The organism is Paenibacillus chartarius (assembly GCF_042432825.1).
Classification (GTDB): domain Bacteria; phylum Bacillota; class Bacilli; order Paenibacillales; family NBRC-103111; genus Gordoniibacillus; species Gordoniibacillus chartarius.
Genome location: NZ_JBHLWN010000105.1, coordinates 1 through 23,871, shown reverse-complemented (window position 1 = coordinate 23,871; position 23,871 = coordinate 1). Strand labels below are relative to the sequence as shown.

General features: G+C 56.1%; 22 protein-coding genes and 1 other annotated feature. Of the genes, 19 read left to right on the top strand and 3 right to left on the bottom strand.

What is annotated here, in order from left to right:
- The first annotated feature begins 15 nt into the window (after positions 1 to 15).
- From ACFFK0_RS26015 to leuS, 8 genes are all read left to right on the top strand, one after another.
- Complete coding sequence (locus ACFFK0_RS26015) at positions 16 to 885, top strand: shikimate dehydrogenase (protein WP_377473445.1); 870 nt, start codon at positions 16 to 18, stop codon at positions 883 to 885.
- A 39-nt stretch (positions 886 to 924) separates the two neighbouring features.
- Entirely contained in the window at positions 925 to 1,218 is a 294-nt protein-coding gene (gene yhbY, locus ACFFK0_RS26010) for a ribosome assembly RNA-binding protein YhbY (protein ID WP_377473443.1), read from the top strand.
- Positions 1,219 to 1,247: 29 nt separating this feature from the next.
- The gene (locus ACFFK0_RS26005; RefSeq protein WP_377473441.1) at positions 1,248 to 1,886 is read left to right on the top strand and encodes a nicotinate-nucleotide adenylyltransferase; all 639 of its coding nucleotides are present in this window, start codon (positions 1,248 to 1,250) and stop codon (positions 1,884 to 1,886) included.
- Positions 1,870 to 2,454, top strand: coding sequence for a bis(5'-nucleosyl)-tetraphosphatase (symmetrical) YqeK (gene yqeK, locus ACFFK0_RS26000; RefSeq protein ID WP_377473439.1), 585 nt, complete (start codon positions 1,870 to 1,872; stop codon positions 2,452 to 2,454). The genes ACFFK0_RS26005 and yqeK overlap by 17 nt, the downstream gene beginning before the upstream one ends.
- Before the next feature lie 4 nt (positions 2,455 to 2,458).
- Complete coding sequence (rsfS, locus tag ACFFK0_RS25995; RefSeq protein ID WP_377473437.1) at positions 2,459 to 2,806, top strand: ribosome silencing factor; 348 nt, start codon at positions 2,459 to 2,461, stop codon at positions 2,804 to 2,806.
- A gap of 251 nt (positions 2,807 to 3,057) precedes the next feature.
- Positions 3,058 to 3,963 carry a CvfB family protein gene (locus tag ACFFK0_RS25990; RefSeq protein ID WP_377473613.1) on the top strand — a complete coding sequence of 302 codons (906 nt, stop codon included), beginning with the start codon at positions 3,058 to 3,060 and terminating at the stop codon, positions 3,961 to 3,963.
- A 109-nt stretch (positions 3,964 to 4,072) separates the two neighbouring features.
- Positions 4,073 to 4,828 carry a class I SAM-dependent DNA methyltransferase gene (locus tag ACFFK0_RS25985; RefSeq protein WP_377473434.1) on the top strand — a complete coding sequence of 252 codons (756 nt, stop codon included), beginning with the start codon at positions 4,073 to 4,075 and terminating at the stop codon, positions 4,826 to 4,828.
- 55 nt (positions 4,829 to 4,883) lie between these two features.
- Positions 4,884 to 5,140: a binding site (T-box leader), on the top strand.
- Positions 5,141 to 5,207: 67 nt separating this feature from the next.
- Positions 5,208 to 7,667, top strand: coding sequence for a leucine--tRNA ligase (gene leuS / locus ACFFK0_RS25980; protein ID WP_377473432.1), 2,460 nt, complete (start codon positions 5,208 to 5,210; stop codon positions 7,665 to 7,667).
- 101 nt (positions 7,668 to 7,768) lie between these two features.
- On the opposite strand, the gene comER is transcribed toward leuS, so the two are convergent.
- Entirely contained in the window at positions 7,769 to 8,605 is an 837-nt protein-coding gene (comER, locus tag ACFFK0_RS25975; protein WP_377473430.1) for a late competence protein ComER, read from the bottom strand.
- 138 nt (positions 8,606 to 8,743) lie between these two features.
- Between comER and ACFFK0_RS25970 the strand changes: the two genes are divergently transcribed.
- The 4 genes from ACFFK0_RS25970 to ACFFK0_RS25955 all read left to right on the top strand — a co-directional run bounded on the left by ACFFK0_RS25970 (position 8,744) and on the right by ACFFK0_RS25955 (position 13,722).
- Positions 8,744 to 9,184, top strand: coding sequence for a ComEA family DNA-binding protein (locus tag ACFFK0_RS25970; protein ID WP_377473428.1), 441 nt, complete (start codon positions 8,744 to 8,746; stop codon positions 9,182 to 9,184).
- A gap of 81 nt (positions 9,185 to 9,265) precedes the next feature.
- Positions 9,266 to 10,558 carry a homocysteine synthase gene (locus ACFFK0_RS25965; protein ID WP_377473426.1) on the top strand — a complete coding sequence of 431 codons (1,293 nt, stop codon included), beginning with the start codon at positions 9,266 to 9,268 and terminating at the stop codon, positions 10,556 to 10,558.
- A gap of 37 nt (positions 10,559 to 10,595) precedes the next feature.
- On the top strand, positions 10,596 to 11,105 hold the full coding sequence (locus ACFFK0_RS25960; RefSeq protein ID WP_377473611.1) for a deoxycytidylate deaminase: 510 nt from the start codon (positions 10,596 to 10,598) through the stop codon (positions 11,103 to 11,105).
- Positions 11,106 to 11,202: 97 nt separating this feature from the next.
- The gene (locus ACFFK0_RS25955; RefSeq protein ID WP_377473425.1) at positions 11,203 to 13,722 is read left to right on the top strand and encodes a DNA internalization-related competence protein ComEC/Rec2; all 2,520 of its coding nucleotides are present in this window, start codon (positions 11,203 to 11,205) and stop codon (positions 13,720 to 13,722) included.
- 129 nt (positions 13,723 to 13,851) lie between these two features.
- On the opposite strand, the gene ACFFK0_RS25950 is transcribed toward ACFFK0_RS25955, so the two are convergent.
- On the bottom strand, positions 13,852 to 14,412 hold the full coding sequence (locus ACFFK0_RS25950) for a hypothetical protein (RefSeq protein ID WP_377473423.1): 561 nt from the start codon (positions 14,410 to 14,412) through the stop codon (positions 13,852 to 13,854).
- 1,019 nt (positions 14,413 to 15,431) lie between these two features.
- On the opposite strand from ACFFK0_RS25950, the gene ACFFK0_RS25945 reads away from it, so the two are divergent.
- The 3 genes from ACFFK0_RS25945 to holA all read left to right on the top strand — a co-directional run bounded on the left by ACFFK0_RS25945 (position 15,432) and on the right by holA (position 18,440).
- Complete coding sequence (locus ACFFK0_RS25945; protein WP_377473421.1) at positions 15,432 to 15,980, top strand: RNA polymerase sigma factor; 549 nt, start codon at positions 15,432 to 15,434, stop codon at positions 15,978 to 15,980.
- Positions 15,977 to 17,167, top strand: a complete 1,191-nt coding sequence (locus tag ACFFK0_RS25940; protein ID WP_377473419.1) for an anti-sigma factor family protein — start codon at positions 15,977 to 15,979, stop codon at positions 17,165 to 17,167. The genes ACFFK0_RS25945 and ACFFK0_RS25940 overlap by 4 nt, the downstream gene beginning before the upstream one ends.
- A 250-nt stretch (positions 17,168 to 17,417) precedes the next feature.
- Positions 17,418 to 18,440 carry a DNA polymerase III subunit delta gene (gene holA, locus ACFFK0_RS25935; protein WP_377473417.1) on the top strand — a complete coding sequence of 341 codons (1,023 nt, stop codon included), beginning with the start codon at positions 17,418 to 17,420 and terminating at the stop codon, positions 18,438 to 18,440.
- A 53-nt stretch (positions 18,441 to 18,493) separates the two neighbouring features.
- Here holA and rpsT read toward each other — a convergent pair whose 3' ends face one another.
- The gene (gene rpsT / locus ACFFK0_RS25930) at positions 18,494 to 18,760 is read right to left on the bottom strand and encodes a 30S ribosomal protein S20 (RefSeq protein ID WP_377473415.1); all 267 of its coding nucleotides are present in this window, start codon (positions 18,758 to 18,760) and stop codon (positions 18,494 to 18,496) included.
- A gap of 196 nt (positions 18,761 to 18,956) precedes the next feature.
- On the opposite strand from rpsT, the gene gpr reads away from it, so the two are divergent.
- From gpr to lepA, 4 genes are all read left to right on the top strand, one after another.
- Positions 18,957 to 19,958, top strand: coding sequence for a GPR endopeptidase (gene gpr, locus ACFFK0_RS25925; protein WP_377473413.1), 1,002 nt, complete (start codon positions 18,957 to 18,959; stop codon positions 19,956 to 19,958).
- A gap of 141 nt (positions 19,959 to 20,099) precedes the next feature.
- On the top strand, positions 20,100 to 21,314 hold the full coding sequence (spoIIP, locus tag ACFFK0_RS25920) for a stage II sporulation protein P (RefSeq protein ID WP_377473411.1): 1,215 nt from the start codon (positions 20,100 to 20,102) through the stop codon (positions 21,312 to 21,314).
- Positions 21,315 to 21,340: 26 nt separating this feature from the next.
- Positions 21,341 to 21,709, top strand: coding sequence for a DUF3679 domain-containing protein (locus ACFFK0_RS25915; protein WP_377473410.1), 369 nt, complete (start codon positions 21,341 to 21,343; stop codon positions 21,707 to 21,709).
- A gap of 65 nt (positions 21,710 to 21,774) precedes the next feature.
- Positions 21,775 to 23,589, top strand: coding sequence for a translation elongation factor 4 (gene lepA, locus ACFFK0_RS25910; protein ID WP_377473408.1), 1,815 nt, complete (start codon positions 21,775 to 21,777; stop codon positions 23,587 to 23,589).
- Positions 23,590 to 23,871 lie beyond the last annotated feature (282 nt).

Sequence of the window (23,871 nt, the reverse complement as noted above, 5' to 3'; positions counted from 1 at the left end):
GAGGAGCGGAGCTGTATGGGAGAGCAGCTATTTGCGGTTGACAGCCACACGATCTTATACGGGGTGTTCGGCGATCCGGTGCGGCATTCCAAGTCGCCGATCATGCTGAACCGGGCGTTCCGCGAGAGCGGGATCAACGCCGTGTACGCGGCGTTTCACGTTGCGCCCGGCGCGCTCGGCGACGCCGTCCGCGGCATACGGGCTTTAGGGTATCGCGGGGTCAATGTGACGATCCCGCATAAGGTCGAGGTCATGCAATACCTCGACGAAGTGGACGAAGGCGCGCAGGTGATCGGCGCCGTCAACACGATCGTGAACGATAACGGCCGGCTCGTCGGCTACAATACCGACGGTATCGGCTACGTGCGTTCACTGAAGGAGGAGAACGGCCTCGAGCTGGCCGGTCGACGGGTCGTGCTGCTCGGCGCAGGCGGCGCCGCGCGCGGGGTAGGCTATGCGCTGGCTCGCGAGGGTGTGGCGAGCCTGCGCATCGTGAACCGCACGGCGGAGCGTGCGGTGGAGCTGGCGGCGGCGCTGTCGGCCTATGCCGATTGCGCCGGAGCCGGGATGGACGGCGCGGCAGCGGCCGTCCGGGACGCCGACATCGTCGTCAATACGACGTCGGCGGGGATGCATCCGAACGTGGACGACGTCCCGCTCGATCCGGAGCTGCTGCACGGCGGACTCGTGGCCAGCGATTTGATTTACAATCCGCTGAAGACGAAGTTTCTGGCGGAAGCCGAGCGGCGGGGTGCGAAGGTGCACGGCGGTCTCGGCATGTTTATTTACCAAGGGGCATATGCTTTCGAGTATTGGACCGGCCGTCCGGCGCCCGTAGCGGCGATGCGGCAAACGGTGCTTGAAGCTCTCGGCCATCAGGGGTAACGACTTTAGCAATCGAACGAGAGAAGGGGCCTTAATTTCATGTTAACAGGGAAACAGAAAAGATATTTGCGCTCGCTGGCGCATCACCTGGATCCGATCTTTCAGGTCGGCAAGGGCGGCGTCAACGAACATATCATTCGGCATATTGAGGAAGCGATCGAGAAGCGCGAGCTGATCAAAATATCGGTGCTGAACAACAACGACGACGACCGCGAGGATATCGCGGAAGAGCTCGCTAACGGCGCCGGCTGCGAGCTTGTGCAAGTGATCGGACGGACGATCGTTCTGTACAAGGAGTCCCGCGATCATAAGACGATTGAGCTGCCGCATTAACACGGCCCATGGGAGGGGCGGTTGATAGGATGGACTCGATAACGCCCGAAGGAGTGCGGGAGCAGGGAGAGCGCCCGCGGCGCGTCGGCATTATGGGAGGCACCTTCGATCCGATTCATACCGGTCATCTGCTTGCCGCGGAGGCGGCACGCGAAGGAGCGGGCTTGGACGAGGTTTGGCTGCTGCCCGCAAGCGTCCCGCCGCACAAGCAAGGGGCGGCTACGGATGGCGAGCACCGTTGGCGGATGACGGTGGCGGCGGCGGAAGGGAATGACTTCCTGCGCGGCTGCGATCTTGAACTGCGTAAGGGAGGCGTATCGTACACGATCGATACGGTGCTGCTGCTGCGCGAGCGCTTTCCCGACACGCAATTTTCCTTCATTATCGGCGGCGATATGGTCGCATACCTGCCGAATTGGCATCGAATCGATGAAATCGTTGAACAGATTCGGTTTGTCGGGTTACAGCGTCCGGGCTATCCGAATGCTGCGGAAGGCTTGCCGGATCCGCTGCGGCGGGCGCTGACGATGGTGCCGATGCCGCTTGTCGATATTTCATCCACGGATATCCGGGAACGGAGGCGGCAAGGACGCTCGATCCGCTATCTTGTGCCGGATGCCGTATATCGTTACATAGAGGGGAACGGGTTGTATGAACCGGAGTCGTGAAGCGATTATGGAGGCCGTGCAGGCCCAAATGCCGGATAAGCGCTGGCGGCATACGCTGGGAGTCATGGAGACGTCGGTTATTCTTGCACGGAGGTTTGGGGCGGATCCGGTCAAAGCGGAGCTGGCCGCCATTCTTCACGATGTGTGTAAGTACTGGCCGGTCGACAAGCAGGCGGAGACGGTTCGAAGCGATCCGGAACTGCCCCAGGATATGCTGGAGTACGAGAAGGAGCTGTGGCACGCCCCGGCGGCCGTCGTCGTAGCCCGTGAACAGTTCGGCGTCAACGATCGTGAGGTGCTGGATGCGATTTTGTATCATACATCGGGACGCGAAAAGATGACACTGCTGGACAAAATCGTTTGCTTGGCCGATTATATCGAGCCCGGCCGCGATTTTCCAGCTGTGCATAAGATCCGGGAAATCGCCGAACATAATGTTGAGAAAGCGCTTGTGGCAGGCTTCGATTCGACGATTTCGTTCCTGCTGGAGCAAGGCAAACGGATTTATCCTTTGACCGTATCGGCGCGTAACGGATTATTAATGGAAATTAAACAAGCTGGAGGCTGATCGAATGAACCAAACCCCGGAGCATGTATTGTCCCTGGTGGTGGACGCAGCGGAAGATAAGAAAGCATATGACGTAGTGGCGCTGGATTTGAAGGGAGTCTCCCTCATTGCCGACTATTTCGTTATTTGCCATGGCAACTCGGAGACGCAGGTGCAGGCGATCGTGAATGAAGCGCGCAAGCGCGCAGAGGAGACGGGAGCACGCGTACGCGGTATCGAAGGTCTCGATACGGCTCGCTGGGTACTCGTCGATATCGGCGACGTCGTCATGCATGTGTTCCACAGGGACGACCGGGAGTATTACAACATTGAGCGTCTTTGGTCGGACGCGAAGGTTGTGGAGCGGGTATGACGGACGGCGGCACACGCAGCGGCGGCGGGCGCTGGGAAGGTCGTCAGGACCGCGGCGCCAGCAAATTTGTCAGAACGAACGAGCGGATGAACAAGGACGTGCCGCGTTCGTCCGCACCGGATCGCGGCCGTCAAAATTTCCGGGACAATGTCAGCCGCGGTCCGCAGCGAGCGGAGGGCAGCCGCGGCGCCGATTCGCGCGGCCGTCCGGGAGCCGCCCGGCCAAACGCACCTGCACGCGGGGTACCGAGACTGCGCGCCGGTGATGTCGTATCGCTGGATGTGGCGCGGGAAGTTTCGCCGAACGGCTATTTTCTGACCGACGGACATCAGGATGTTCTGCTGCACTATAGCGAAGTGACAAGACCGATTGAAATCGGCGAGCCGCTGGACGTCTTTCTTTACTATGATACGGAAGACCGGCTTACGGCGACGATGCGCCGGCCGAAGCTGCTGCGCGGCGATGTCGGCCTGCTGGAAGTCGTCGACATTCATCCGCGCTACGGCGTATTTCTGGAGATGGGTCTCGGCCGCAATTTGCTGCTGCCGTATTCGGAGCTTCCCGAGCTGGAGGAGCTGCGCCCGCAGGTCGGCGATTCGGTGTTCGTAACTCTCGACAATGACAAACAGGGCCGTCTCGTAGCCAAGCTGGCGGGCGAAGCGGAGCTTGTGCCGAAATGCTTCCCGGCGCCAAGCGCGTGGCGGGGGCGCTGGGTCGAGGCCCGCGTATACAAGCCGCTGCAAATGGGAACGTTCGTCGTCTGCGACGGAGGCGTCGTCGGCTTCGGCGTGATCGGGTTCATCCCGGCACCGGAGCGTTCCCGGCTGCTGCGGCTCGGGGAAGTCGTGAAAGTCCGGGTGACGTTCGTCCGCGAGGACGGTCGGGTCAATCTGTCATTGCGGCAGCAGAAAGAGCTCGGCCGCGATGAAGATGCGGACAAGCTGCTCGCGTTTTTGCGGGCCCGGCCGAACGGGGCGATGCCGTATTCGGACGAGACGCCGGCCGACGTCATCTCAGCCAAGTTCGGCATCAGCAAATCGGCGTTCAAGAGGGCGCTGGGCAAGCTGCTGCGGGACCGGGTCGTTTATCAAAAAGGCAATTGGACCCATTTGGCTGCGGCGGATGAGGTCACAGACAGCAGCACGCAGCAGCCGTAACGCGAAGAACCCGGACTCGATTCCGGGTTCTTCTCCGCTGCTCCGATGCCTGTAAGTTTCTCGCTATACTTTGGCTGGCAGCTTCTACGAAGGAGTGGGTTCTCCCGCTATGTCTTACGAGCAATTCGCATCTGTATATGACCGTTTAATGGCCGACATGCCTTATCCCGATTGGCTGCATTTTGCGGAAAGCGCCTGGGCTTCTTATGGGATACGCCCGCGGCGGGTCGTCGATCTCGGCTGCGGTACAGGCACATTAACCATTCCGCTGGCAGCCAAAGGCTACCGGATGACCGGCATCGACCTGTCGGAGCAAATGCTGGCCGTGGCGCAGAGCAAGCTGGAGGCGGCCCAGTCCGGTTCTGCGGCCGTCTTCGTGGATTGGCAGCAGCAGGACATGCGGGACTGGGCGGCCGCCGAGCCGGTTGACGCCGTCATTTCGTTCTGCGATTGCTTAAATTATTTGACGGAGGAAGCCGACATCGTCGCGACGATTCGTACAGCCTACCGCAATCTTGCACCCGGCGGAGTGCTTGCATTCGATGTGCATACGCCCCGGCAGCTGGAGGAATACGCGGCCGCGCAGCCGTTCACGCTGGACGAAGACGACATCGCTTATATCTGGACTTGCGTATTCGAGGAGGAGCGGTGTCAGATCGAGCACAGCATTACGTTTTTCCATGAGCAGGCTTCCGGGTTGTTCCGCCGCTTCGAGGAGACGCATGTGCAGCGGGCCTATCCGCTCGATTGGATTGCGGAGGAGCTGGAGCGTGCCGGCTTTCGGGACATACGGCTAACGGCGGACTTCACCGGCCGTGCGCCGACGGAGGAATCGGAGAGGGCGTTTTTTACGGCGGTCAAATAACGACAGGCGGGCGGCTCTTGACAGAGCTGCGGCATTTTACATATAATACTGACAAAACATGGCGTTGAAGAGGAGCAGTAGCTCACGAACGTATCGCAGAGAGCCGGCGGATCAGGTGCAAGCCGGTATACGAGCGTTGGCGAACTCGCCTTGGAGCCGTTAGGTGAACCTGCTGCGTGCAGCTGAGCCGAACCGTTTCGCCTGCGTTAAGGGCAGCTGGAGTGAACGATCCTCATCGCAAGCGTGCAAGCTTCGCGTGTCGGTCGTTAAGCAGGGTGGTACCACGGGAAGGAAGAACCTCTCGTCCCTAGCGTTTATTGACGCTGGTGATGCGAGGTTTTTTGTTGTTTTTCAGACCTAATCGGGAGGATTCGTCGTCATGACTCAAGATCAGCAGGAAATCAAAGAAGGGCAAGGCTACAACCCGCTCTCCATCGAGCCGAAGTGGCAAAAGTATTGGGACGACAAGAAGACGTTCCGTACGCTCGACAGCTCGGACAAACCGAAATTTTACGCGCTCGACATGTTCCCGTACCCGTCCGGTGCAGGGCTTCACGTCGGCCATCCGGAAGGCTACACGGCAACCGATATCGTCTCCCGCTACAAGCGGATGCGCGGCTACAACGTGCTTCATCCGATGGGCTGGGACGCCTTCGGCTTGCCGGCGGAGCAGTATGCGCTCCAGACAGGCCGCCACCCGCGCGATATTACGAAGGAAAACATCGATAATTTCCGCCGCCAAATCAAGTCGCTCGGCTTCTCGTACGACTGGGACCGGGAAATTTCCACAACCGATCCGGAGTATTACAAGTGGACGCAGTGGATTTTCATCCAGCTCTACAAGAAGGGACTCGCCTATGTGGACGAGGTGCCGGTGAACTGGTGTCCGGAGCTCGGCACCGTGCTGGCGAACGAAGAAGTCATCGACGGCAAGAGCGAGCGCGGCGGCTTCCCGGTCATCCGGATGCCGATGCGCCAGTGGGTGCTGAAGATTACGGAGTATGCGGAGCGCTTGCTCGAAGACCTCGAAGAGCTCGATTGGTCCGAGAGCATTAAAGATATGCAGCGCAACTGGATCGGCAAGTCGAAGGGGGCCGAGGTGCGGTTCGACATCGACGGGCACGCCGGCAAGCAGCTGACGGTGTTTACGACACGTCCGGACACCTTGTTCGGTGCGACGTACTGCGTGCTTGCACCGGAGCATGAGCTGGTCGACGTCATTACGACGGCGGAGCAGAAGCAAGCTGTCGTCGACTACCGCGAGGCTGCAGCCCGCAAGAGCGATCTGGAGCGCACGGATCTCGCCAAGGATAAGACCGGCGTGTTCACCGGTGCTTATGCCATCAATCCGGTCAGCGGCGCGAAGGTTCCGGTCTGGATCGCCGACTATGTGCTCGGCGGTTATGGCACGGGCGCTATTATGGCGGTACCTGGTCACGACGAGCGAGACTGGGAGTTCGCGTCGAAGTTCGGCCTGCCGATCGTGGAGGTCGTCCAGGGCGGCGACGTGAGCAAGGAAGCGTTCACCGGCGACGGCCCGCATGTGAATTCCGAGTTCCTGAACGGCCTCACGAACGAAGCTGCAATCGCCAAGATGATCGAGCATCTCGAAGCGGAAGGCCGCGGTCAAGGCAAAATTACGTACCGTCTGCGCGACTGGCTGTTCTCCCGCCAGCGCTACTGGGGCGAGCCGATTCCGATTTTGCATCTTGAGGACGGCACGATGAAGCCGGTGCCGGAGAGCGAGCTGCCGCTGCTGCTGCCTGAGGTCGACGAAATCAAGCCGTCCGGAACCGGCGAGTCGCCGCTCGCCAACGTGGCGGAGTGGGTCAATACGGTCGATCCGGAAACCGGCATGAAGGCGCGCCGCGAGACGAATACGATGCCGCAATGGGCGGGCTCCTGCTGGTATTACTTGCGCTTCATCGATCCGCACAACAACGATGCGCTGTGCTCGCCGGAGAAGCAGAAAGAGTGGCTGCCGGTCGATTTGTACATCGGTGGCGCCGAGCACGCCGTGCTTCACCTGCTGTATGCGCGCTTCTGGCATAAGGTGCTGTACGATATCGGTGTCGTAGCGACGAAGGAGCCGTTTCATAAGCTCGTCAACCAGGGCATGATTCTTGGCGAAAACATGGAGAAGATGAGCAAATCGCGCGGCAACGTCGTGAACCCTGACGATATCGTCGGCAAATACGGCGCGGATACGCTTCGGCTGTACGAAATGTTCATGGGCCCGCTCGAAGCGACGAAGCCGTGGAACACGAACGGCGTCGAAGGGGCTTACCGCTTCCTCGCCCGTGTTTGGCGCTTGTTTGTCGGTGAAGACGGGCAGCTCTCGCCGCGCATATCGGCTGAGGAGACGATGGGCAGCGAGGCGTTCAAGCGCACGTGGCATCGATCCGTGAAGAAAATTACGGAGGACTATGAGGCGCTGCGATTCAATACGGCGATCTCGCAGCTCATGATTTTCGTCAATGAAGCGTACAAAACCGAAGTGCTCCCGCTGGAAGCGATGAAGCAGTTCGTGCAGATGCTGTCTCCGATCGCTCCGCACCTTGCGGAAGAGCTGTGGGAGAAGCTCGGCGGTACGGAGTCGATTACGTACGTGCCTTGGCCGCAATACGATGAAGCTTGGACCGTCGATAACGAGATCGAGATCGTCGTGCAGGTGAACGGCAAAATCGCCGACCGTGTCAAGATCGCTGCCGATCTCGACGAAGCGGCGATGCAAGAGCTTGCGCTCGGACTCGACCGGGTAAAGGAGCTCAGCGCCGGCAAGACGGTTCGGAAAGTGATTACGGTTAAAGGCAAGCTCGTCAATATTGTTGTAGGATAACGAATTGCAGCAGCGCTCTCGGAAGCACCGAAAGCGGCCGAACCACCCTCTACTGAGGGAAGGTACGGCCGCTTTGCGTTTTGTCGGGCTGTTGCGGCCGGCTAGGCCCGTTCTTTCGCTGCGGCGAATTGCGCTTCGATTTTTTCCACATCTTCGTCGTATTTCGCATGGGTCGCTTTGACGAGACGATCGAACATGCCGTCCAGCTCGGAGTCCATCAGCCGCAGTCCGGCTTCGGTAATGCCGCCGGGGACGGTGACGCGCTTCTGAAGCGAGACCGGGTCGAAGCCGCCGGTCGTCAGCAGCTTGCCGGTGCCGAGCACCATTTCGCTGGCCAGCTGCGTTGCGACGCCGCGCGGAATGCCGGTTTTCTCAACCGCCGCATCGATGAACTGCTGGACGAAATACGAAAGGAACGCGGGACCGACGGATGACAAGTCCGAGCAAATGCGGGTGTATTCCTCCGTTACGGCGATCGGAGCCGAAATATGGGCCAGCATGTTCTCGAGCATCACTTTATCGCTGTCGCTGAGCCTTTCGCCGAAAATCATCAGCGTGGCACCGCTAAGCGCATAGTTCGTAATGCTCGGAATCATTTTCATCACTTTGCAGGTTAGCTGGGACTCCAGATGTCGGATCAATACGGGGCTTGTTATCGAAACCACGATTTGTCCGGGCTGTGCTACATCCTTGATTTCGTCGATAACGCACTTATATTCGGACGGCTTAATGCACAGAAATACGAGGTCGCTCTCTTCCACAAGCTCCGCATTTGATACCGCTACACGCATTCCGGGATATGCTTCGGCGAGCCGCTCAGCCTTGGCAGCCGTTCGGTTGCCCACGATGATTTGCTCCGGATTCAGCACCCCGGATTGGATGAAGGCTTCGATCAAGATGCTACCCATGCTCCCCGTTCCTATGAATCCTGCTTTCACCTAGAACCCCTCCCGTTACCAGGCACATAGTATTCGGGTAAACTCCGCCTGACAGACGTCATGAGAGCAGTTCCCTACTGATCACCATGTATATGTAAGTGGCCGATCAAATATGAAGGTTTATGGAAGGAGATGCTTATGCTGAGCAAAAAAACGATTGTCGCAGCCGCATTTCTGCTCGCCGTCGGTGGAACGGGTTTGTACGGCGTTCTTCAAGCGACGCCGCCGGAGCCGCCGCGGGAAGCCTATAATGAAGAAATGGAGGCGCTGCTGCAGCAAGAGGAAACCCCCTCTCCGCTGCCTGTGGAGGCTCTTCCTAAAGCGGTCGGCGATTCGGAGGACGACGGGAAGAAGGAGGCCCCGGCAGCCGCAGCGGACGGTATGCTCGATCTCAACACAGCTACGTTGGAGCAGCTGCTTACACTGCCTGGTATCGGCGAAAGCAAAGGGAAAGCGATTCTGGAGCTGCGCAGCAAGCTCGGTGCGTTTCAAAGCGTCGAACAGCTGAAGGATGTGAAAGGGATCGGCGATAAGGTCTTCGAAAAGCTGAGACCTTTCGTCAAGGCCGGAAGCTCGTAATATCGCTTTTCAATTGTTGGCAATTGTGAGAAAATAATAGAGTCTTTATCCAGGGCCTGCCCTAAGAGGAGGAATGAATGCATGACAGAGGAACGCAAGCTATCGATTGAAACACTGGCTATTCACGCCGGCCAGGAAATCGACCCGACCACGGGAGCCCGCGCTGTCCCGCTCTACCAGACTACTTCCTACGGATTCCGCGATTCCGAGCACGCGGCGAATTTGTTCGCCCTTAAGGAGTTCGGAAACATTTATTCCCGGATTATGAACCCGACAACGGATGTTTTCGAGAAACGGATCGCAGCTTTGGAAGGTGCGCCTGCAGCCCTTGCTACAGCTTCCGGACAAGCTGCGATCACGTATTCGATTCTTAATATCGCCGGTGCGGGAGATGAGATCGTCGCTTCCTCCTCGCTGTACGGCGGTACATACAACTTGTTTTCGACGACGCTTCCGAAGCTCGGTGTGCACGTCAAGTTTGTCGATTCCAGCGAACCGGCGAATTTCCGGGCCGCCATCACCGACAAGACGAAGGCGCTCTACGCCGAAACGATCGGTAACCCGCGAGGCGACGTTCTCGACATCGAGGCGGTTGCGGCAATCGCTCATGAGCACGGTATCCCGCTGATCGTCGACAACACGTTCCCAAGTCCGTACCTGCTGCGTCCAATCGAACACGGAGCCGACATCGTCGTCCATTCCGCGACCAAGTTCATCGGCGGTCACGGCACCTCCATCGGCGGCGTCATCGTTGATGGCGGCAGGTTTGACTGGAAGGGGAGCGGCAAATTCCCAGGCTTGACGGAGCCGGATCCGAGCTATCATGGAGTCGTGTATACCGACGCTGTCGGACCGATCGCCTACATCATCAAAGCGCGTGTTCAGCTATTGCGCGATATGGGGGCGTCCATTTCTCCGTTCAATTCGTTTCTGCTGCTGCAGGGCTTGGAGACGCTTCATCTGCGAATGGAACGGCACAGCTCCAACGCGCTCCGGGTTGCCCGATTTTTGGAGGAGCACGAAGCGGTCGATTGGGTGAGCTATGCCGGCTTGCCAAGTCACCCGTCGTACGAGCTTGCGCGCAAATATTTGCCTAAAGGGCAGGGCGCGATACTCACCTTCGGCATTAAGGGCGGGGTGGACGCAGGCCGCAAAGTCATCGATGCCGTCAAGCTGTTCTCTCACTTGGCCAATGTCGGCGATTCGAAGTCGCTGATCATCCACCCGGCCAGCACGACTCATCAGCAGCTTGCCGAAGAAGAGCAGCTGAACGCGGGCGTCAGCCCGGGTATGATTCGGTTGTCGATCGGCACGGAAGCGATTGACGACATTTTGTATGATCTCGATCAGGCTATACGGGCAAGTCAAAGTTAATAACTGCACTTAGTAAAGGACGGGGATCGGCGTGGGAATTCAGCGTAAAGATTGGGACACTTATTTTATGGACATCGCCTTTATGGCTTCTACGCGCTCCCAGTGCGGTCGCCGTCACGTCGGCGCAGTACTCGTACAAGGCAAGAAGCTGCTGGGCACCGCCTATAACGGGGCCCCAATGGGCGTGCCCGACTGCTCGGAAGCGGGCTGCATGCTCGTTGAAGAGTATGAAGTGAAAAAGACAGATGTTGGCGAAGAGCTGGTGAAAAAGCAGCGGTGCGTGCGGACGATCCATGCCGAGCAAAATTTGCTGCTTTTTACGGACCGGGAAGATCGGGAAGGGTCTACGGTCTACGTCACCGATCAGCCGTGCTGGACATGCGCCAATATGCTGGCCAACAGCGGCGTTACGGAGATCGTCTTTCACCGGGCCTATCCGAAGGACAGCGAGAAGGTTGAAGCGCTCATGAAGGCAAGAGGCATTTCGTTCCGGCGTATCGGCGCTTACGAACCGCCGCCGGGAACCATTACCGAAGTGACGCAATAAATCGAATAGAAGCACATCGAGGAAGCACCTCGATCCGGGTTTTTCAAGCGCCGGGTCGAGGTGTTTTTTTATTTTGCGCGGAGATGGAGTGAGTTGGATGAACAGGCCGCTGACTTGGTTTGTCGTTAGTTGGATTGCGGGCAGTGCAGCTTCATTTCAATGGCCTCAGCTGCACGTTCCCGTTTGGCTGACTGTAATTGCCGGAATTTCGGCGTTGTTCGTGTGGCTGCTGAGGCTGCCCGGCGGTTGGTTAGGTGCGGCTTTATTGCTGCTGTTCGCATCTTGCGGCTATACCGATTGGCGGGATAGCCGCAACGTCACCGGCCTTTCTTCTTTAGCCGAGCATATGGACGAACTTTCCGGGAGCGAAGTGAAAGCGGAAGGCCGCATTGCATCTGCAGTCGACGTCGACGGGGATCGAGCCGTATTCGTCCTGCAGGCTGCTTCGCTAACCTTGGGCGAGACACGGATCGCACCGATGGAGGAACGAATGCGGGTCAGCGTTCGGTTGCTGGAAAAAGAAGATCAACAGCTTGCCAAGCAATGGGAGCGGGGAGATCATGTGGAGCTTGATGGAGGCGTGCTGCTTCGCCCCGAGCCGAGCCGCAATTTCGGAGGCTTCGATTATCGCCGGTATTTACGTCATCAGCATATCCATTGGCTCATCAGCAGCAAGGGGATGGAGCAAGTGAACGTTACGAAGGGGGAGCAGCTCCAGCTCGCTCCGTCTACGCTGCTGCTCTGGAACGATAGACTGCGTGCTGGGCTGGCTGAACGCATGGACACGATCTTTCCGTCGGATCAGTCGGGCCTGATGAAGAGTATGCTGATCGGCTGGCAGGAGGATATGAATCCGGAGCAATATTCACAGTTTTCCAAGCTGGGCTTAACGCATATTTTGGCGATATCGGGAATGAATGTGGCGATCTTCCTCGGGCTTGTGTTCGGTCTGCTGAAGCTGCTCCGAGTGACGAAGGAGACGTCGCTTTGGGTCGGCATCGCGCTAATGCCGGGTTATATCGTGCTCACCGGCGCATCGCCATCGATCGTGAGGGCGGGGCTTGTAGCGATGCTGGCGCTCTATGCAGCCAGACGCGGCTGGCTCAAGGACGGGCTGAATTTGACCGCTTTGGCGGCGTGGGCGATGCTCGCCTGGGAGCCTTACTATTTGTTTGATGTCGGCTTTCAGCTATCTTTTCTTATTACGGCGGCGCTGCTCATCGGCGTATCGCGGGTATCGCGCCTGCTGCCCTTCCGGCATGAACGGGTGAAACAGGCAGCAGCCATCACCATTGTATCGCAAATCGTTTCATTTCCGGTAACCGTAACGTACTTTAACGGCTTTTCCATGCTGTCCTGGCTGGCCAATACGATGTTTGTCCCGATATTCAGCCTGCTGTTGTTCCCGTCAGCGCTTATTGCGCTTTTCGTCGGCTTATTAGTTCCTCCTGCCGGCCAGCCGTTCGGCAGCTTGAGCGGACTGCTGAGCCGGGCAACGGTATGGGCGATCGAGAAGATGGCCGACATCGACGGATTTCAGCTTATATGGCCGACGCCGTCACCGGTGTGGACGGTATTGTATTTTGCCGGTTTCGTTATGCTGTATCGGGCATTGGCAGCGCGAGTCGATGCGCAGGCGGTCGACGCTGAGCGCAGGCCAATATGGCCGATTTCGGCGGCGACGGCAGGACTTGTGCTGCTTCTCTATTACGGATATACGCCGGATCGCTTTAACCGCACGGGCTGGGTGGAGTTCCTCGATGTCGGGCAGGGCGATTCCGCATTAATTCGTACGCCTGCAGGGAAGTACATGTTAGTGGACGGCGGCGGTACGCTGACGTTCCGGAAGCCGGGCGAGGAATGGAAAGAACGGCGCAAGCCGTTCGAGGTCGGGCGAAGCGTCGTCGTGCCTCTATTGAAGCATCGCGGCGTACACAAGCTGGATTACGTTATTTCGACGCATGAGGATATCGATCATCTGGGCGGGTTGCAAGCGGTAGCCGAGGAAATCCCTATTGGAAAATTCGTCTTCAACGGGACGCTAAAGTCGGAGGCAAAGGTTGAACAATTGTTTCGAACTCTCCTCGATAAAAAAGTTCCGCTCATCTCTTCGACAACGCTGCGGAGCATCGAGCTTGACAGGCACTCCAAGCTGTCGATCCTGCCGGGCCGGGCGGGCGAACCAGATCCGGCACTGCGGCTGGCAGCCAAGCAAAACAACGAGTCGATCGTGTTTCTGCTTCAGATGTCCGGGTATCGTTGGCTGTTTACCGGGGACATGGAGAAATCCCAGGAGGTATCCGTGCTTTCAGCATTGCGGAGCCATCCCGACTATTCCCGCGGCGAGGGCGCGCCCGTCGATGTGATGAAAGTTGCCCATCATGGCAGCAAGACGTCGACAACGGATATGTGGCTGCAGCGCTGGCAGCCGAAGCTCGCCGTTATTTCCGTTGGGGCGCGCAACAGCTATGGCCATCCTTCGCCTGACGTCGTTGAGCGGCTTGAGGCGGGAGGAGCGGACCTACTGCGAACCGATCTCAACGGAGCTGTAAGGATGGCGGCAAAGCCGAACGGGCTGCGGATCGAGACGAAGCTTTCGGCTTTCGGGAGCGAATGATACTTTTATTAGCATAGAAGCTACCGCCCAAAGAGTTTTGCCTTGAAAAGATAAAATGGCTCTGTACATGCAGGTTCCTGTGGCCGGGTAGTCTAGCGATGTCAGTGAAAGTTAAGTTCAGCCTTGCAACTATAAAATTTGTAATATCTGCAGATATGCGGTTCCATAAGAAGTATTAGCTGTTGGTGAAATTGGAATTACTTCTACAAGGTCACCTGAGCTTAACTGGAATATTAATGAAAGATTCGTCGGGATTGTGTGGCTGACATCGAATCCAGGATCTGTCGTTTCCAACGTCAATCTAGGAAAAAACTGAATTCCGGGTATGGTAGCTCCATTAAGTCTTATTGCTAAAGTCAATAATGCATCGTTGCCATCAATGCTTGTTTGAAAGCAGCTTGCAGCAAATTGTATATGATACGTACCATTACGTTGGACTTGTAATCCTGTTCCAGTAAAGAGAACATCATTAATGGGACCGTTATTCGAATACTCAACAGGCGTATTGATAACAAAATTACTCAGCGCCGTTGAAGTTTTAACTGCATAACCAAATGCCGGTGTTAGAGTAGGTCCTGTCGGCCCTAAAGGCCCTTGAGGCCCAGGTGGTCCCGGTGGCCCTTGTATTCCAGGTGGCCCTTGTGGCCCTCGAGGCCCAGGTGGCCCCTGTATATTTTTAACAATACCCAAAGTAGCGAACACCTCCCAAATAACGTGCACTATATATTAACGTTTTGGGACTCAAGTGGATTGGATGATGGCCCTGATTCGAAAATATGGGCAACTCGGCAACATGTAGCTTGACATAACTCGACTTAATGAACAACGCTGAATATCGAACAACATAGGGGTTAAACGGACACGAAAAGGAACTGCGGAGGAAACGCTTGGACGGATTGCAATAATAACATGTAACAGTTGTAACAGTCATTTTCGGCGATAGATTAGTAACAGGATGGATAATTCGGGGATAAAAGCAGTCGGACACTTTTGTTTTGAGCTCGGTATGATGAAATTTGAGCATCGAGATAATACTCGATGCTCAACGGAAATTGTGGATCAACTAATGTATGAGACTAGCCCCGTTTGGCAAAAGCGCATCCTTATCGACCGCTATTACGCCCACCCCCGGGATGTATACTACCCTCGTATCTTCATTAACATTTATATAAATGCCAGGAACATAAATACCATGGACATAGGTGTGGGTTATCCCGTTTTTCATTATGTAGGTTGGGGGATCTCCAGTGTCTGTTGCGGCGCTTATGGCGCTCGGGGCCATCAAGCTGGAACACGCAAGAAGCATAGCAATCTTTGTTTTCATGGATCTCAAACCGGATCACGCTCCCTACAGTAAGAATTGATGTAGCTATAAAGATCTTATGTTAAGATTTGCTTAAGTATTATGCCGGACATCAAGAATTTTGAAGTTACGCAGTGGCGGAAACGTAGAGCGGCTTCAGGATGAGGAGCAAAAGGGTAAAGCTTTTGTTAGTGGAATCAGCTGGGACACGTTCAATTAGTCCAATTCCCGGAAGCCCGCAGCTGCGGACTTTTCCGTTGGCGCAATTAGGCAGTTCAGTTGTTCTTTTGGATATGTACCGACCGGTCATTTTTTGCTATGCTTATAGAGATAATTTTTTCAGGAACCTGGTGCAACTTTTTTTAGCGGTTCGCCGTTTATAAGGTTGCAAGAGAGGGGGATCCCGGTGGTAGCTCCCGAGCTCGTAAAAGCGGCTCAATCGGGTGATCGTGAAGCGCTTCTGACTCTTTTGCGGGAAATAGAAACGCACGTTTATCGTACGGCTTACTATATGCTGAACAATGAGCAGGACGCTAGAGATGCTTCCCAAGAGGCGCTCATCCGCATTTATACGAAGATTCAATCATATGAAGAGAAAGCGCAATTCAAAACCTGGGTTCAGCGGATCGTTACGAATATCTGCATCGACAAATTTCGGAAGACGAAGCCGACGGTTTCTATCGACGAGCATGAAATGACGTTTATTGCTCCGAAAAATGTCGAAGATGAAGTGATGCTCGGTGATATGTCGCAGGCGGTTCGCGAAGCGATCGATCTGCTTCCGGAGAATCATCGCTCTGTCATTATTTTACGTTACTTGCATGATTTTTCTTACAATGAAATTGCCGAATCGTTACAGCTCCCGCTAAATACCGTCAAATCGTATTTGTTTCGGGCCCGCGGACAGCTTCAAACTTTACTGCGCGATTATGAGAAAGGAGGTGTTCGGGGATGACCTGCCAAGAACGGGTTGAACTGATGCAGCGATATTTGGATCACGATGTAAACGAGACCGAGGAGAACGAGCTGCTTCAGCATTTGCAGACATGCGAACAGTGCGCAGGCTTGTTCGATCGGCTTAAGCGTCTGGACGAAGAGCTGTCGCAGCTGCCGAGAGTGTCGCCGCCTTTCAGTCTCGTCGATGCTATTTTACCGCAGCTGGCGGAGCTCGATCGGCTGCCGGCGACGCTGGAGGAAACTGCAGCCAAGGAATCTATGACCGTTATTCCGAGTGGGGGCATCCCGCGGACACGGCGTCCTTTGCTGTCTTGGAAAATCGCGAGCGGTGCTGCGGTAGCGGCAGCGGTCATCGGTGCTTTAGTGCTGAAAGACCAGGGCTTCTCCCCAGTAAATTTAAACGGATCCGCAACGATGTCGCAAGAAGCGAAGGGAGCGGCCGATCAAGCCTCGGCGGGAAGCGCAAGCACTAATAGCAATGCGCCTAAAGCGGAAAGTGCCGGCCAAGCGGCCAAAACTGCACCTACGAGCGATCCGAAGCAAAACGAGAAGGCAGCGCCGTCGGCTCCGTCACCCGAACCGGCGGCCGCTTCAGCTCCCCGGTCAGCGCCGGCAGCTGTACCAGCACCGGCAGCCGGGCCGGAGTCTCAACCGGCTGCCAGACAGCAGGATCCGGATGATCAGCAAGTAGCGATCGCATCGACGCGGGAGACGGCTGCGCCTCCTCCGGCGCCGGAGGAGGCGGCTCCCGCTGCGGACAACAGCGCGGATGCAGCGGCTGCCCCTTCAAGGGGAATTCAGCCGCCGGAAGAAGTCGTTACGCAGGGCTCGGAACAAGCCGATGTTCAGAGCAAAGCTCTAGTTCCGCCGGCTCCTCAGGTGCGCCCGGGAATCGCGTCGGCATTAAAAGCGCCCGATGCCCCTGCACCGGTGACGATGAAGTCGCCTGACAGCAAGCATATCGCTTCCGTCGAAGAGCTGAAGGTTGTCGTCCGTCAAACGGACACCGGAGCCACCGTCCGTTCCTCGACATACGGATGGAAGGCGGAAGACGTGATTTCGTTTATTAGCTTCACTGAGGACGGAAAGCTGACCTATCGTGTCCAGCATCCGAACGGAGCCGAGGAATGGCTATTCGATGTCGAGACCGGTGCGGAGACGAAGCTATCGCAGCAGCCGAAATAATTGCCTATATCCGACGCACACCAATGCGGGCTATTGCGTATAATGTACTATCCAATGACGAAGCGCACGCCGCTTTGTCACTCGGGAAGACGGTTTCTAGAGCCGCCTCCCGGTGTTGAAATAGATGAGCTCCAACCTACGCCGCCGGAGCGCTTCTACCTGTACAGGGCAAGGGGACTGCTGAAAGGCCGAAAGGCTTTGACGCGGTCCCTTTGTGCTTGGTAAGATGAGAGGACGAGGTGGGGGAAACATGGAGCTGCGCAAAGCGATCAAGGCGGCGTCTACCGGGACGATCGCCCCTATATATGTGTGCTATGGACCGGAAAGTTATTTTATGAAGCAGTTGATTGACACGATAACGGAGCAGGCGATCGAACCGGAGCATCGGGAATTCGCCGTTAGCAAATTTGACCTGCAAGAAACGCCCGTGGAGCAAGTGATCGAAGATGCCGAGACGCTGCCGTTCATGGTGCCGCGGAAAATCGTCATCGCCAAAAACGCCGTCTTGTTCACCGGTGCCAAGGACAGCGGGAAAGTCGATCACGATGTCGATAGGTTGGCGGCATATCTCAAGTCGCCGGTCGATTATTCCGTGTTGATCTTTACCGTTAACGCGGACAAGCTGGATGAACGCAAAAAAATCGTCAAAGCTCTCAAAGATCAAGACGCGCTGGTGCCGTGTCTCCCGCTTTTGGGGGACGATTTGACCCGCTGGGTGCAGGACCGGGCTGCGCGGCTGCGGTTTACGCTGCTCCCGGGAGCGGCGGAGCAGCTCGTTCTCAACACTGGGGGCCACCTGCAGGCGCTGCATAGCGAGCTGGAGAAGCTGGCCTTGTTTGCAGGCGACGGCGGTCAAGTATCCGCACAGCTGGTTGATGAGCTCGTTGCGCGCAGCGCCGAACAGAACGTGTTCCTTCTGATTGAAGACATCGTACAGCTTCGTCTGGACAAGGCGCTGACGACGCTGCACGAGCTGCTGAAGATGAAGGAGGAGCCCATCAAGATCGTGAATTTGCTTGCCCGCCAATTCCGTATCATGCTGCAGGTGAAGGAGCTCGTCCAGCAAGGCTATTCCCACCAGCAGATCGCCTCGCAAATCGGTCTCCATCCCTATGCGGTCAAGCTGGCGGACGGCCAGACCCGTAAATACGATACGGCGAAGCTGAGCGGCATATTGTCGCAGCTGGCCGATTTGGATTACCGGATGAAGAGCGGAAGGATCGACAAAGTGCTTGGCCTCGAGCTGTTCTTGCTTGGTCTGGCTGCAGCATAAAAAAAGAAGTCCAGTACCCGATCCCGGGACTGGACTTCTTCGGTTTGCAGCCATTACGCTTTCGCGAGGGCGTTGAGCTTCTTGGCCAAACGGGACTTCTTGCGGTTCGCTGCATTTTTATGGATTAATCCTTTGGAGACCGCCTTGTCCAGCTTCTTCGTAGCCAGGACAAGCGTCTCTTGAGCGGATTCTGCGTTTCCGGAAATGGCTACTTCAGCAGCTTTCACGGCCGTGCGGAGTGCGGACTTCTGCGATGCATTGCGCAGGCGGCGCTTCTCGCTCACTTTCACGCGTTTGATGGCGGATTTAATGTTCGGCATTACGTTCACCTCCTACTTGACTAGCACGTTCATTCGCCCCGCTAACAGGGCAAGTTGACAACTTTAGATATTCTATCACGCGCTTGATGAAAATGCAATACCGGACCCCGTTGTCCACAACGACATCGTATGGCGAATAACGGTCCGCCTGTTGCCGCACAATAAAATGCACGCAACAGCCGAAAGGAGAGCAGCGATGGACATCGATTTGAACGATTTTTCCCCACGCACCGACTTGGCGCTGGAAGCCCGCGAGCTTGCCGGCGGAGCGAATGCCCAAGCCATTCCAGGGGTTGAATCCGAAAGCTATAATGACGCAGGAATTCGGATTACCAAAATCGACATCACCACCGAGGAGGGAGCCCGGGCAATCGGCAAAGTTCCCGGCCATTACATAACGCTGGAAGTTCCTGCGCTCCGCAACAAGGACAGCGATCTGCAGGATCGGGTAGCAACGAAATTCGCCAAAGAGTTTGCCGCTTTTCTGGAGAAGCTCGGCATCGGCCCCAACGCCAAAGTGCTGGTGATCGGTCTCGGCAACTGGAACGTTACGCCGGATGCGCTGGGGCCGCTTGTCGTCGAGAACATTATGGTGACGAGGCATTATTTTGAGCTTATGCCCGACCAAGTGAGCCCCGGCTATCGTCCGGTCAGCGCCGTCGCTCCCGGCGTACTTGGAACGACCGGCATCGAAAGCAGTGAAATCGTTCAGGGCATCGTGGAAAAATCCCGCCCGGACCTCGTCATCGCTATCGACGCCTTGGCTTCCCGTTCGCTCGACCGGGTGAATACGACGATTCAGATCGCCGATACGGGCATTCATCCCGGCTCGGGCATCGGCAACAAGCGCAAAGGAATTACGAAGCAAATTCTCGGCATCCCCGTCGTGGCGATCGGCGTTCCGACCGTTGTGTACGCGTCGACGATTATCAATAGCGCGTTCGATCTGATGCACAAGCACTTTGAGCAGCAGAAGGGGAATACGACGCAAATTCTCGGGCTGCTCGACAACCTGCAGGAGAATGAGCGCCTGCAGCTCGTGCGCGAGGTGCTGAACCCGCTCGGGCACGATCTTCTCGTGACGCCGAAGGAAATCGACCAGTTCATAGAAGATATCGCGAACATTATCGCCAGCGGCTTGAATTCGGCGCTGCACGAAGCGATCAGTACCGACAACGTTGCAGCCTATACGCATTAAGGGCCATGCCTTCGGATGTCTGAATCCCGGACATACGGAGGCATTTTTACGATTCTAGCGACTTCTGGTTCTATCGTTCGGATTCCGCTCATAGAGTCTAGTAATAGTTTCGTTACTGATCCGATGAGGAGGAATACCTGAATGAAATGGCCGGCATTCGTCGTTAATCTCGCCCGTATTCGCAGAACCTTGCAAAACGTCGGTCTTATGAGCCGTGTGCTCGCACTGCTGCTGTTCTTATCCGTATTTTTCTTCGTTCTTCTGGGTATCGGCACATCGCTGAAGGCGCGCTACGACACTTCGTCTCCGGTCACGTCCATGAAAGGGCTGGCCGCGGCGGTTACGAGCGGCTTCTTCGCCGATATGGTCGGTATGGAAGTGCCGCATTTCCGCAACGAAGAAGAGTCATTCTCTTTCTCGCAGCGCAACGTGTTCAGCTTCGTCTTCCGGATGCTGACCGATCTGAACCCGAACGATCCGAAGACGCTGATCGCACGTGAAGTGCCGGGTCTTTCGGCGAATAAAACCGTGCTGCTTCGTTCCAGCCAAGCGACGAACGGCTCGGCCCCGGAGGACGACTACGGGCCGTCAGCCAGCGTGATCGATAAGCTGGGCCAGCAGGCGCAGGCCGAGCCTCAGCCAGAGCCGCCGGCGGAACCCGCAGCCAAACCGCCCGTCACTGCCGGCAAGAACGTGGTTTTCGTCTACCAGTCCCACAGCACCGAGTCGTATTTGCCGGAGCTGAAAGGTGTTAAAGAACCCGACGAGGCTTATGACGACAAAATCAACGTCACGCTGGTCGGAGCACGGCTCGCCGCCAATCTGGAGAAGAACGGCATCGGAGCCGTCCACTCCAACAAAGTGTACACGGCGGCTACGATTAAAGATTTCCGGTACCCGTTCTCCTATAAGTATTCGCTTAAGACGCTGCAGGAAGCTTCGGTAACACATCCCGATTTGAACTATTACTTCGACATTCACCGTGACTCTCAGAACCGCGACAAGACGACCGTGAATATCGGCGGCAAAGATTACGCCCAAGTGTATTTCATTATCGGCGCGAAAAATCCGAACTGGAAGCAAAACGAGCAGTTTGCAAACCAGATCCATGAAGTGCTTGAGGCCAAGTATCCCGGGCTGTCCAAAGGCATTCATGCCAAGACGGCCAATGAGGGCAACGGGGAATATAATCAGTCGTTCTCCCCGAACAGCATTCTGATCGAAGTCGGAGGTCCATACAACTCGTTGGAGGAGTGCTACCGTACGACGGACGCGCTTTCCGAGGCGGTTTCCCAGATCATCTTAAATGCGCAGAAGGTCGATAAGCCGGCCAATAACGAGAAGAAGACGTCGTAAGCGGGAAGCGGGAGGCTCGAGCGTTCATGTCCAAATTTTATGTGAAAATCGTTCTGCTTCTGCTTCTCGTTATGTTCAGCATCTTCATCGGTGTCGATATCGCCAATAAAGGGATGGAGCGGATCCAGAGCCCGGCGGCGGCCGCCGGCGCTGCAGCCGGACAAGTAAAACCGCCGTCGTCGGCTGCAACCGGCACGGTGAAGCCTGCGGCTGCCGCTCCGGCTAAGCCGCAGGCCGAGGCTCCCAAGCCGGTGCCGCAGCAGCAGCAGCAGCAGCGCATCGAACAAGATGAAGCGATGAACTATGTCGGCAACAAAATCGGCGATTTGCTGCAGATCGGTGCGCATCATGCGATTCAAACCGTAGTGTCCTTATTCGGCGGTTTATTCGGCTGAGTTTACGTGCACCCCTACAACTGGTATACTAGATTAGATACATTCAAACGCTTGTGGGGGTTATCATGACGGACGCGAAAGCAAGACAGAAGAAAATCCGCAACTTCTCCATTATCGCTCATATCGACCACGGAAAATCGACGCTGGCGGATCGTATTCTGGAGTATACCGGTGCTTTATCGTCGCGCGAAATGCAAGAGCAGGTGCTGGACCAGATGGATCTGGAACGCGAACGCGGCATTACGATCAAGCTGCAGGCTGTTCGGCTCAATTACCGTGCGGACGACGGCGAAGAATATATTTTGAACTTGATCGACACGCCGGGACACGTCGATTTCACGTATGAGGTGTCGCGAAGCTTGGCGGCGTGCGAAGGCGCGCTGCTCGTCGTTGACGCGGCTCAGGGCATTGAGGCTCAGACGCTGGCCAACGTGTATTTGGCGCTGGACAACAACCTTGAGATTTTGCCGGTTATCAACAAGATCGACTTGCCTAGCGCGGACCCGGAGAAAGTCAAGAACGAGATTGAAGAAGTGATCGGTCTCGACGCAAGCGAAGCGGTGCTGGCGTCGGCGAAAGCCGGGATCGGCATCAAGGAGATTATTGAGCAAATATGCCAGAAGGTGCCTGCGCCTGCCGGGGATCCGGAACAGCCGCTCAAGGCGCTTATTTTCGACTCCCATTACGACGCATACAAAGGCGTTATTGTGTATGTGCGGGTAGTGGACGGCGCGATCCGTGCCGGCTCCAAAATTAAAATGATGGCGACCGGCAAAACGTTCGAGGTTATCGAAGTAGGCGCTTTTAAGCCGCGCATGTCGATTGTAGATGAGCTTAGTGTCGGTGACGTAGGCTTTATCGTGGCTGGCATTAAGAATGTCGGCGATACGCGGGTGGGCGATACCGTAACCGATGCGAAATCGCCTGCCACGGAGCCGCTTCCGGGTTACCGCCGCATCAATCCGATGGTGTTCTGCGGTCTGTATCCGATCGAGACGTCGGACTATAACGACTTGCGTGAAGCGCTGGAAAAGCTGGAATTGAACGACGCCTCGCTGCGCTTCGAGCCGGAGACGTCTTCGGCTCTCGGCTTCGGCTTCCGCTGCGGCTTCTTGGGGCTGCTGCACATGGAAATTATTCAGGAGCGAATCGAACGCGAGTTCAACATTCCGCTTATCACGACGGCGCCAAGCGTTATTTACCGCGTGACGCTGACGAACGGCGAAGTGCTGGAAATCGACAACCCGTCGAACTACCCGGAGCAGGGCAAAATCGAATTTGTCGAAGAGCCTTTCGTGAAAGCGAAGATCATCGTTCCAAACGATTATGTTGGGGCGATTATGGAGCTGTGCCAAGGCAAGCGCGGCGAATTCATCAACATGGAATATCTCGATACGACAAGGGTTACGTTAACTTACGATATGCCGCTCTCGGAGATCGTTTACGATTTCTTTGACCAGCTGAAGTCGTCTACGAAGGGCTATGCCTCTTTCGACTACGAGCTGTCGGGCTACAAGCAATCCAATCTTGTCAAGATGGACATCCTGTTGAACGGCGAGCAGGTTGACGCTCTGTCCTTCATCGTGCATCGAGACCGTGCATATAACCGCGGCAAAATCATTTGCGACAAGCTCAAGGATTTGATCCCGCGCCAAATGTTCGAGGTGCCGATTCAAGCGGCTATCGGGCAGAAGATCGTCGCTCGCGAGACGATTAAGGCGATGCGGAAAAACGTACTCGCAAAATGTTACGGCGGCGACATCTCGCGTAAGCGTAAGCTGCTCGAGAAGCAAAAGGAAGGCAAGAAGCGGATGAAGCAGGTCGGCTCCGTCGAAGTGCCGCAAGAAGCGTTCATGGCGGTACTGCGCATTGACGAATAGTCTGAAGAGGTTGAGGTGGCGCGGGCTTCGGCCCGCGTTTTTTCTTGCGGAAAAATTTTGTTTCAATCCGCACTTGCACTCGGCTAATCATCGTGGTATAGTAATCAACGTCGCTTCTGACACCGACAAGATTCGCGGTCGGGAACAAGAATTTGCCACTTGCAATGACTGTGGCCGACATGATAAGATATAGTTCCTGTTATTGCGACAGCGCAATAACGAAGCAAGAGATTGCTCCTTGAAAACTGAATGACGAGTGAGAGGTTTTCGCAAGAAAACAAC

Coding starts and splice junctions, on each gene's coding strand:
- ACFFK0_RS25955 (WP_377473425.1), top strand. CDS start 11,203: ATGAACAGGCCGCTGACTTGGTTTGTCGTTAGTTGGATTGCGGGCAGT.
- ACFFK0_RS25985 (WP_377473434.1), top strand. CDS start 4,073: ATGTCTTACGAGCAATTCGCATCTGTATATGACCGTTTAATGGCCGAC.
- yhbY (WP_377473443.1), top strand. CDS start 925: ATGTTAACAGGGAAACAGAAAAGATATTTGCGCTCGCTGGCGCATCAC.
- ACFFK0_RS26015 (WP_377473445.1), top strand. CDS start 16: ATGGGAGAGCAGCTATTTGCGGTTGACAGCCACACGATCTTATACGGG.
- holA (WP_377473417.1), top strand. CDS start 17,418: ATGGAGCTGCGCAAAGCGATCAAGGCGGCGTCTACCGGGACGATCGCC.
- ACFFK0_RS25970 (WP_377473428.1), top strand. CDS start 8,744: ATGCTGAGCAAAAAAACGATTGTCGCAGCCGCATTTCTGCTCGCCGTC.
- spoIIP (WP_377473411.1), top strand. CDS start 20,100: ATGAAATGGCCGGCATTCGTCGTTAATCTCGCCCGTATTCGCAGAACC.
- ACFFK0_RS26005 (WP_377473441.1), top strand. CDS start 1,248: ATGGACTCGATAACGCCCGAAGGAGTGCGGGAGCAGGGAGAGCGCCCG.
- yqeK (WP_377473439.1), top strand. CDS start 1,870: ATGAACCGGAGTCGTGAAGCGATTATGGAGGCCGTGCAGGCCCAAATG.
- lepA (WP_377473408.1), top strand. CDS start 21,775: ATGACGGACGCGAAAGCAAGACAGAAGAAAATCCGCAACTTCTCCATT.
- ACFFK0_RS25915 (WP_377473410.1), top strand. CDS start 21,341: ATGTCCAAATTTTATGTGAAAATCGTTCTGCTTCTGCTTCTCGTTATG.
- rsfS (WP_377473437.1), top strand. CDS start 2,459: ATGAACCAAACCCCGGAGCATGTATTGTCCCTGGTGGTGGACGCAGCG.
- ACFFK0_RS25940 (WP_377473419.1), top strand. CDS start 15,977: ATGACCTGCCAAGAACGGGTTGAACTGATGCAGCGATATTTGGATCAC.
- ACFFK0_RS25965 (WP_377473426.1), top strand. CDS start 9,266: ATGACAGAGGAACGCAAGCTATCGATTGAAACACTGGCTATTCACGCC.
- gpr (WP_377473413.1), top strand. CDS start 18,957: ATGGACATCGATTTGAACGATTTTTCCCCACGCACCGACTTGGCGCTG.
- leuS (WP_377473432.1), top strand. CDS start 5,208: ATGACTCAAGATCAGCAGGAAATCAAAGAAGGGCAAGGCTACAACCCG.
- rpsT (WP_377473415.1), bottom strand. CDS start 18,760: ATGCCGAACATTAAATCCGCCATCAAACGCGTGAAAGTGAGCGAGAAG.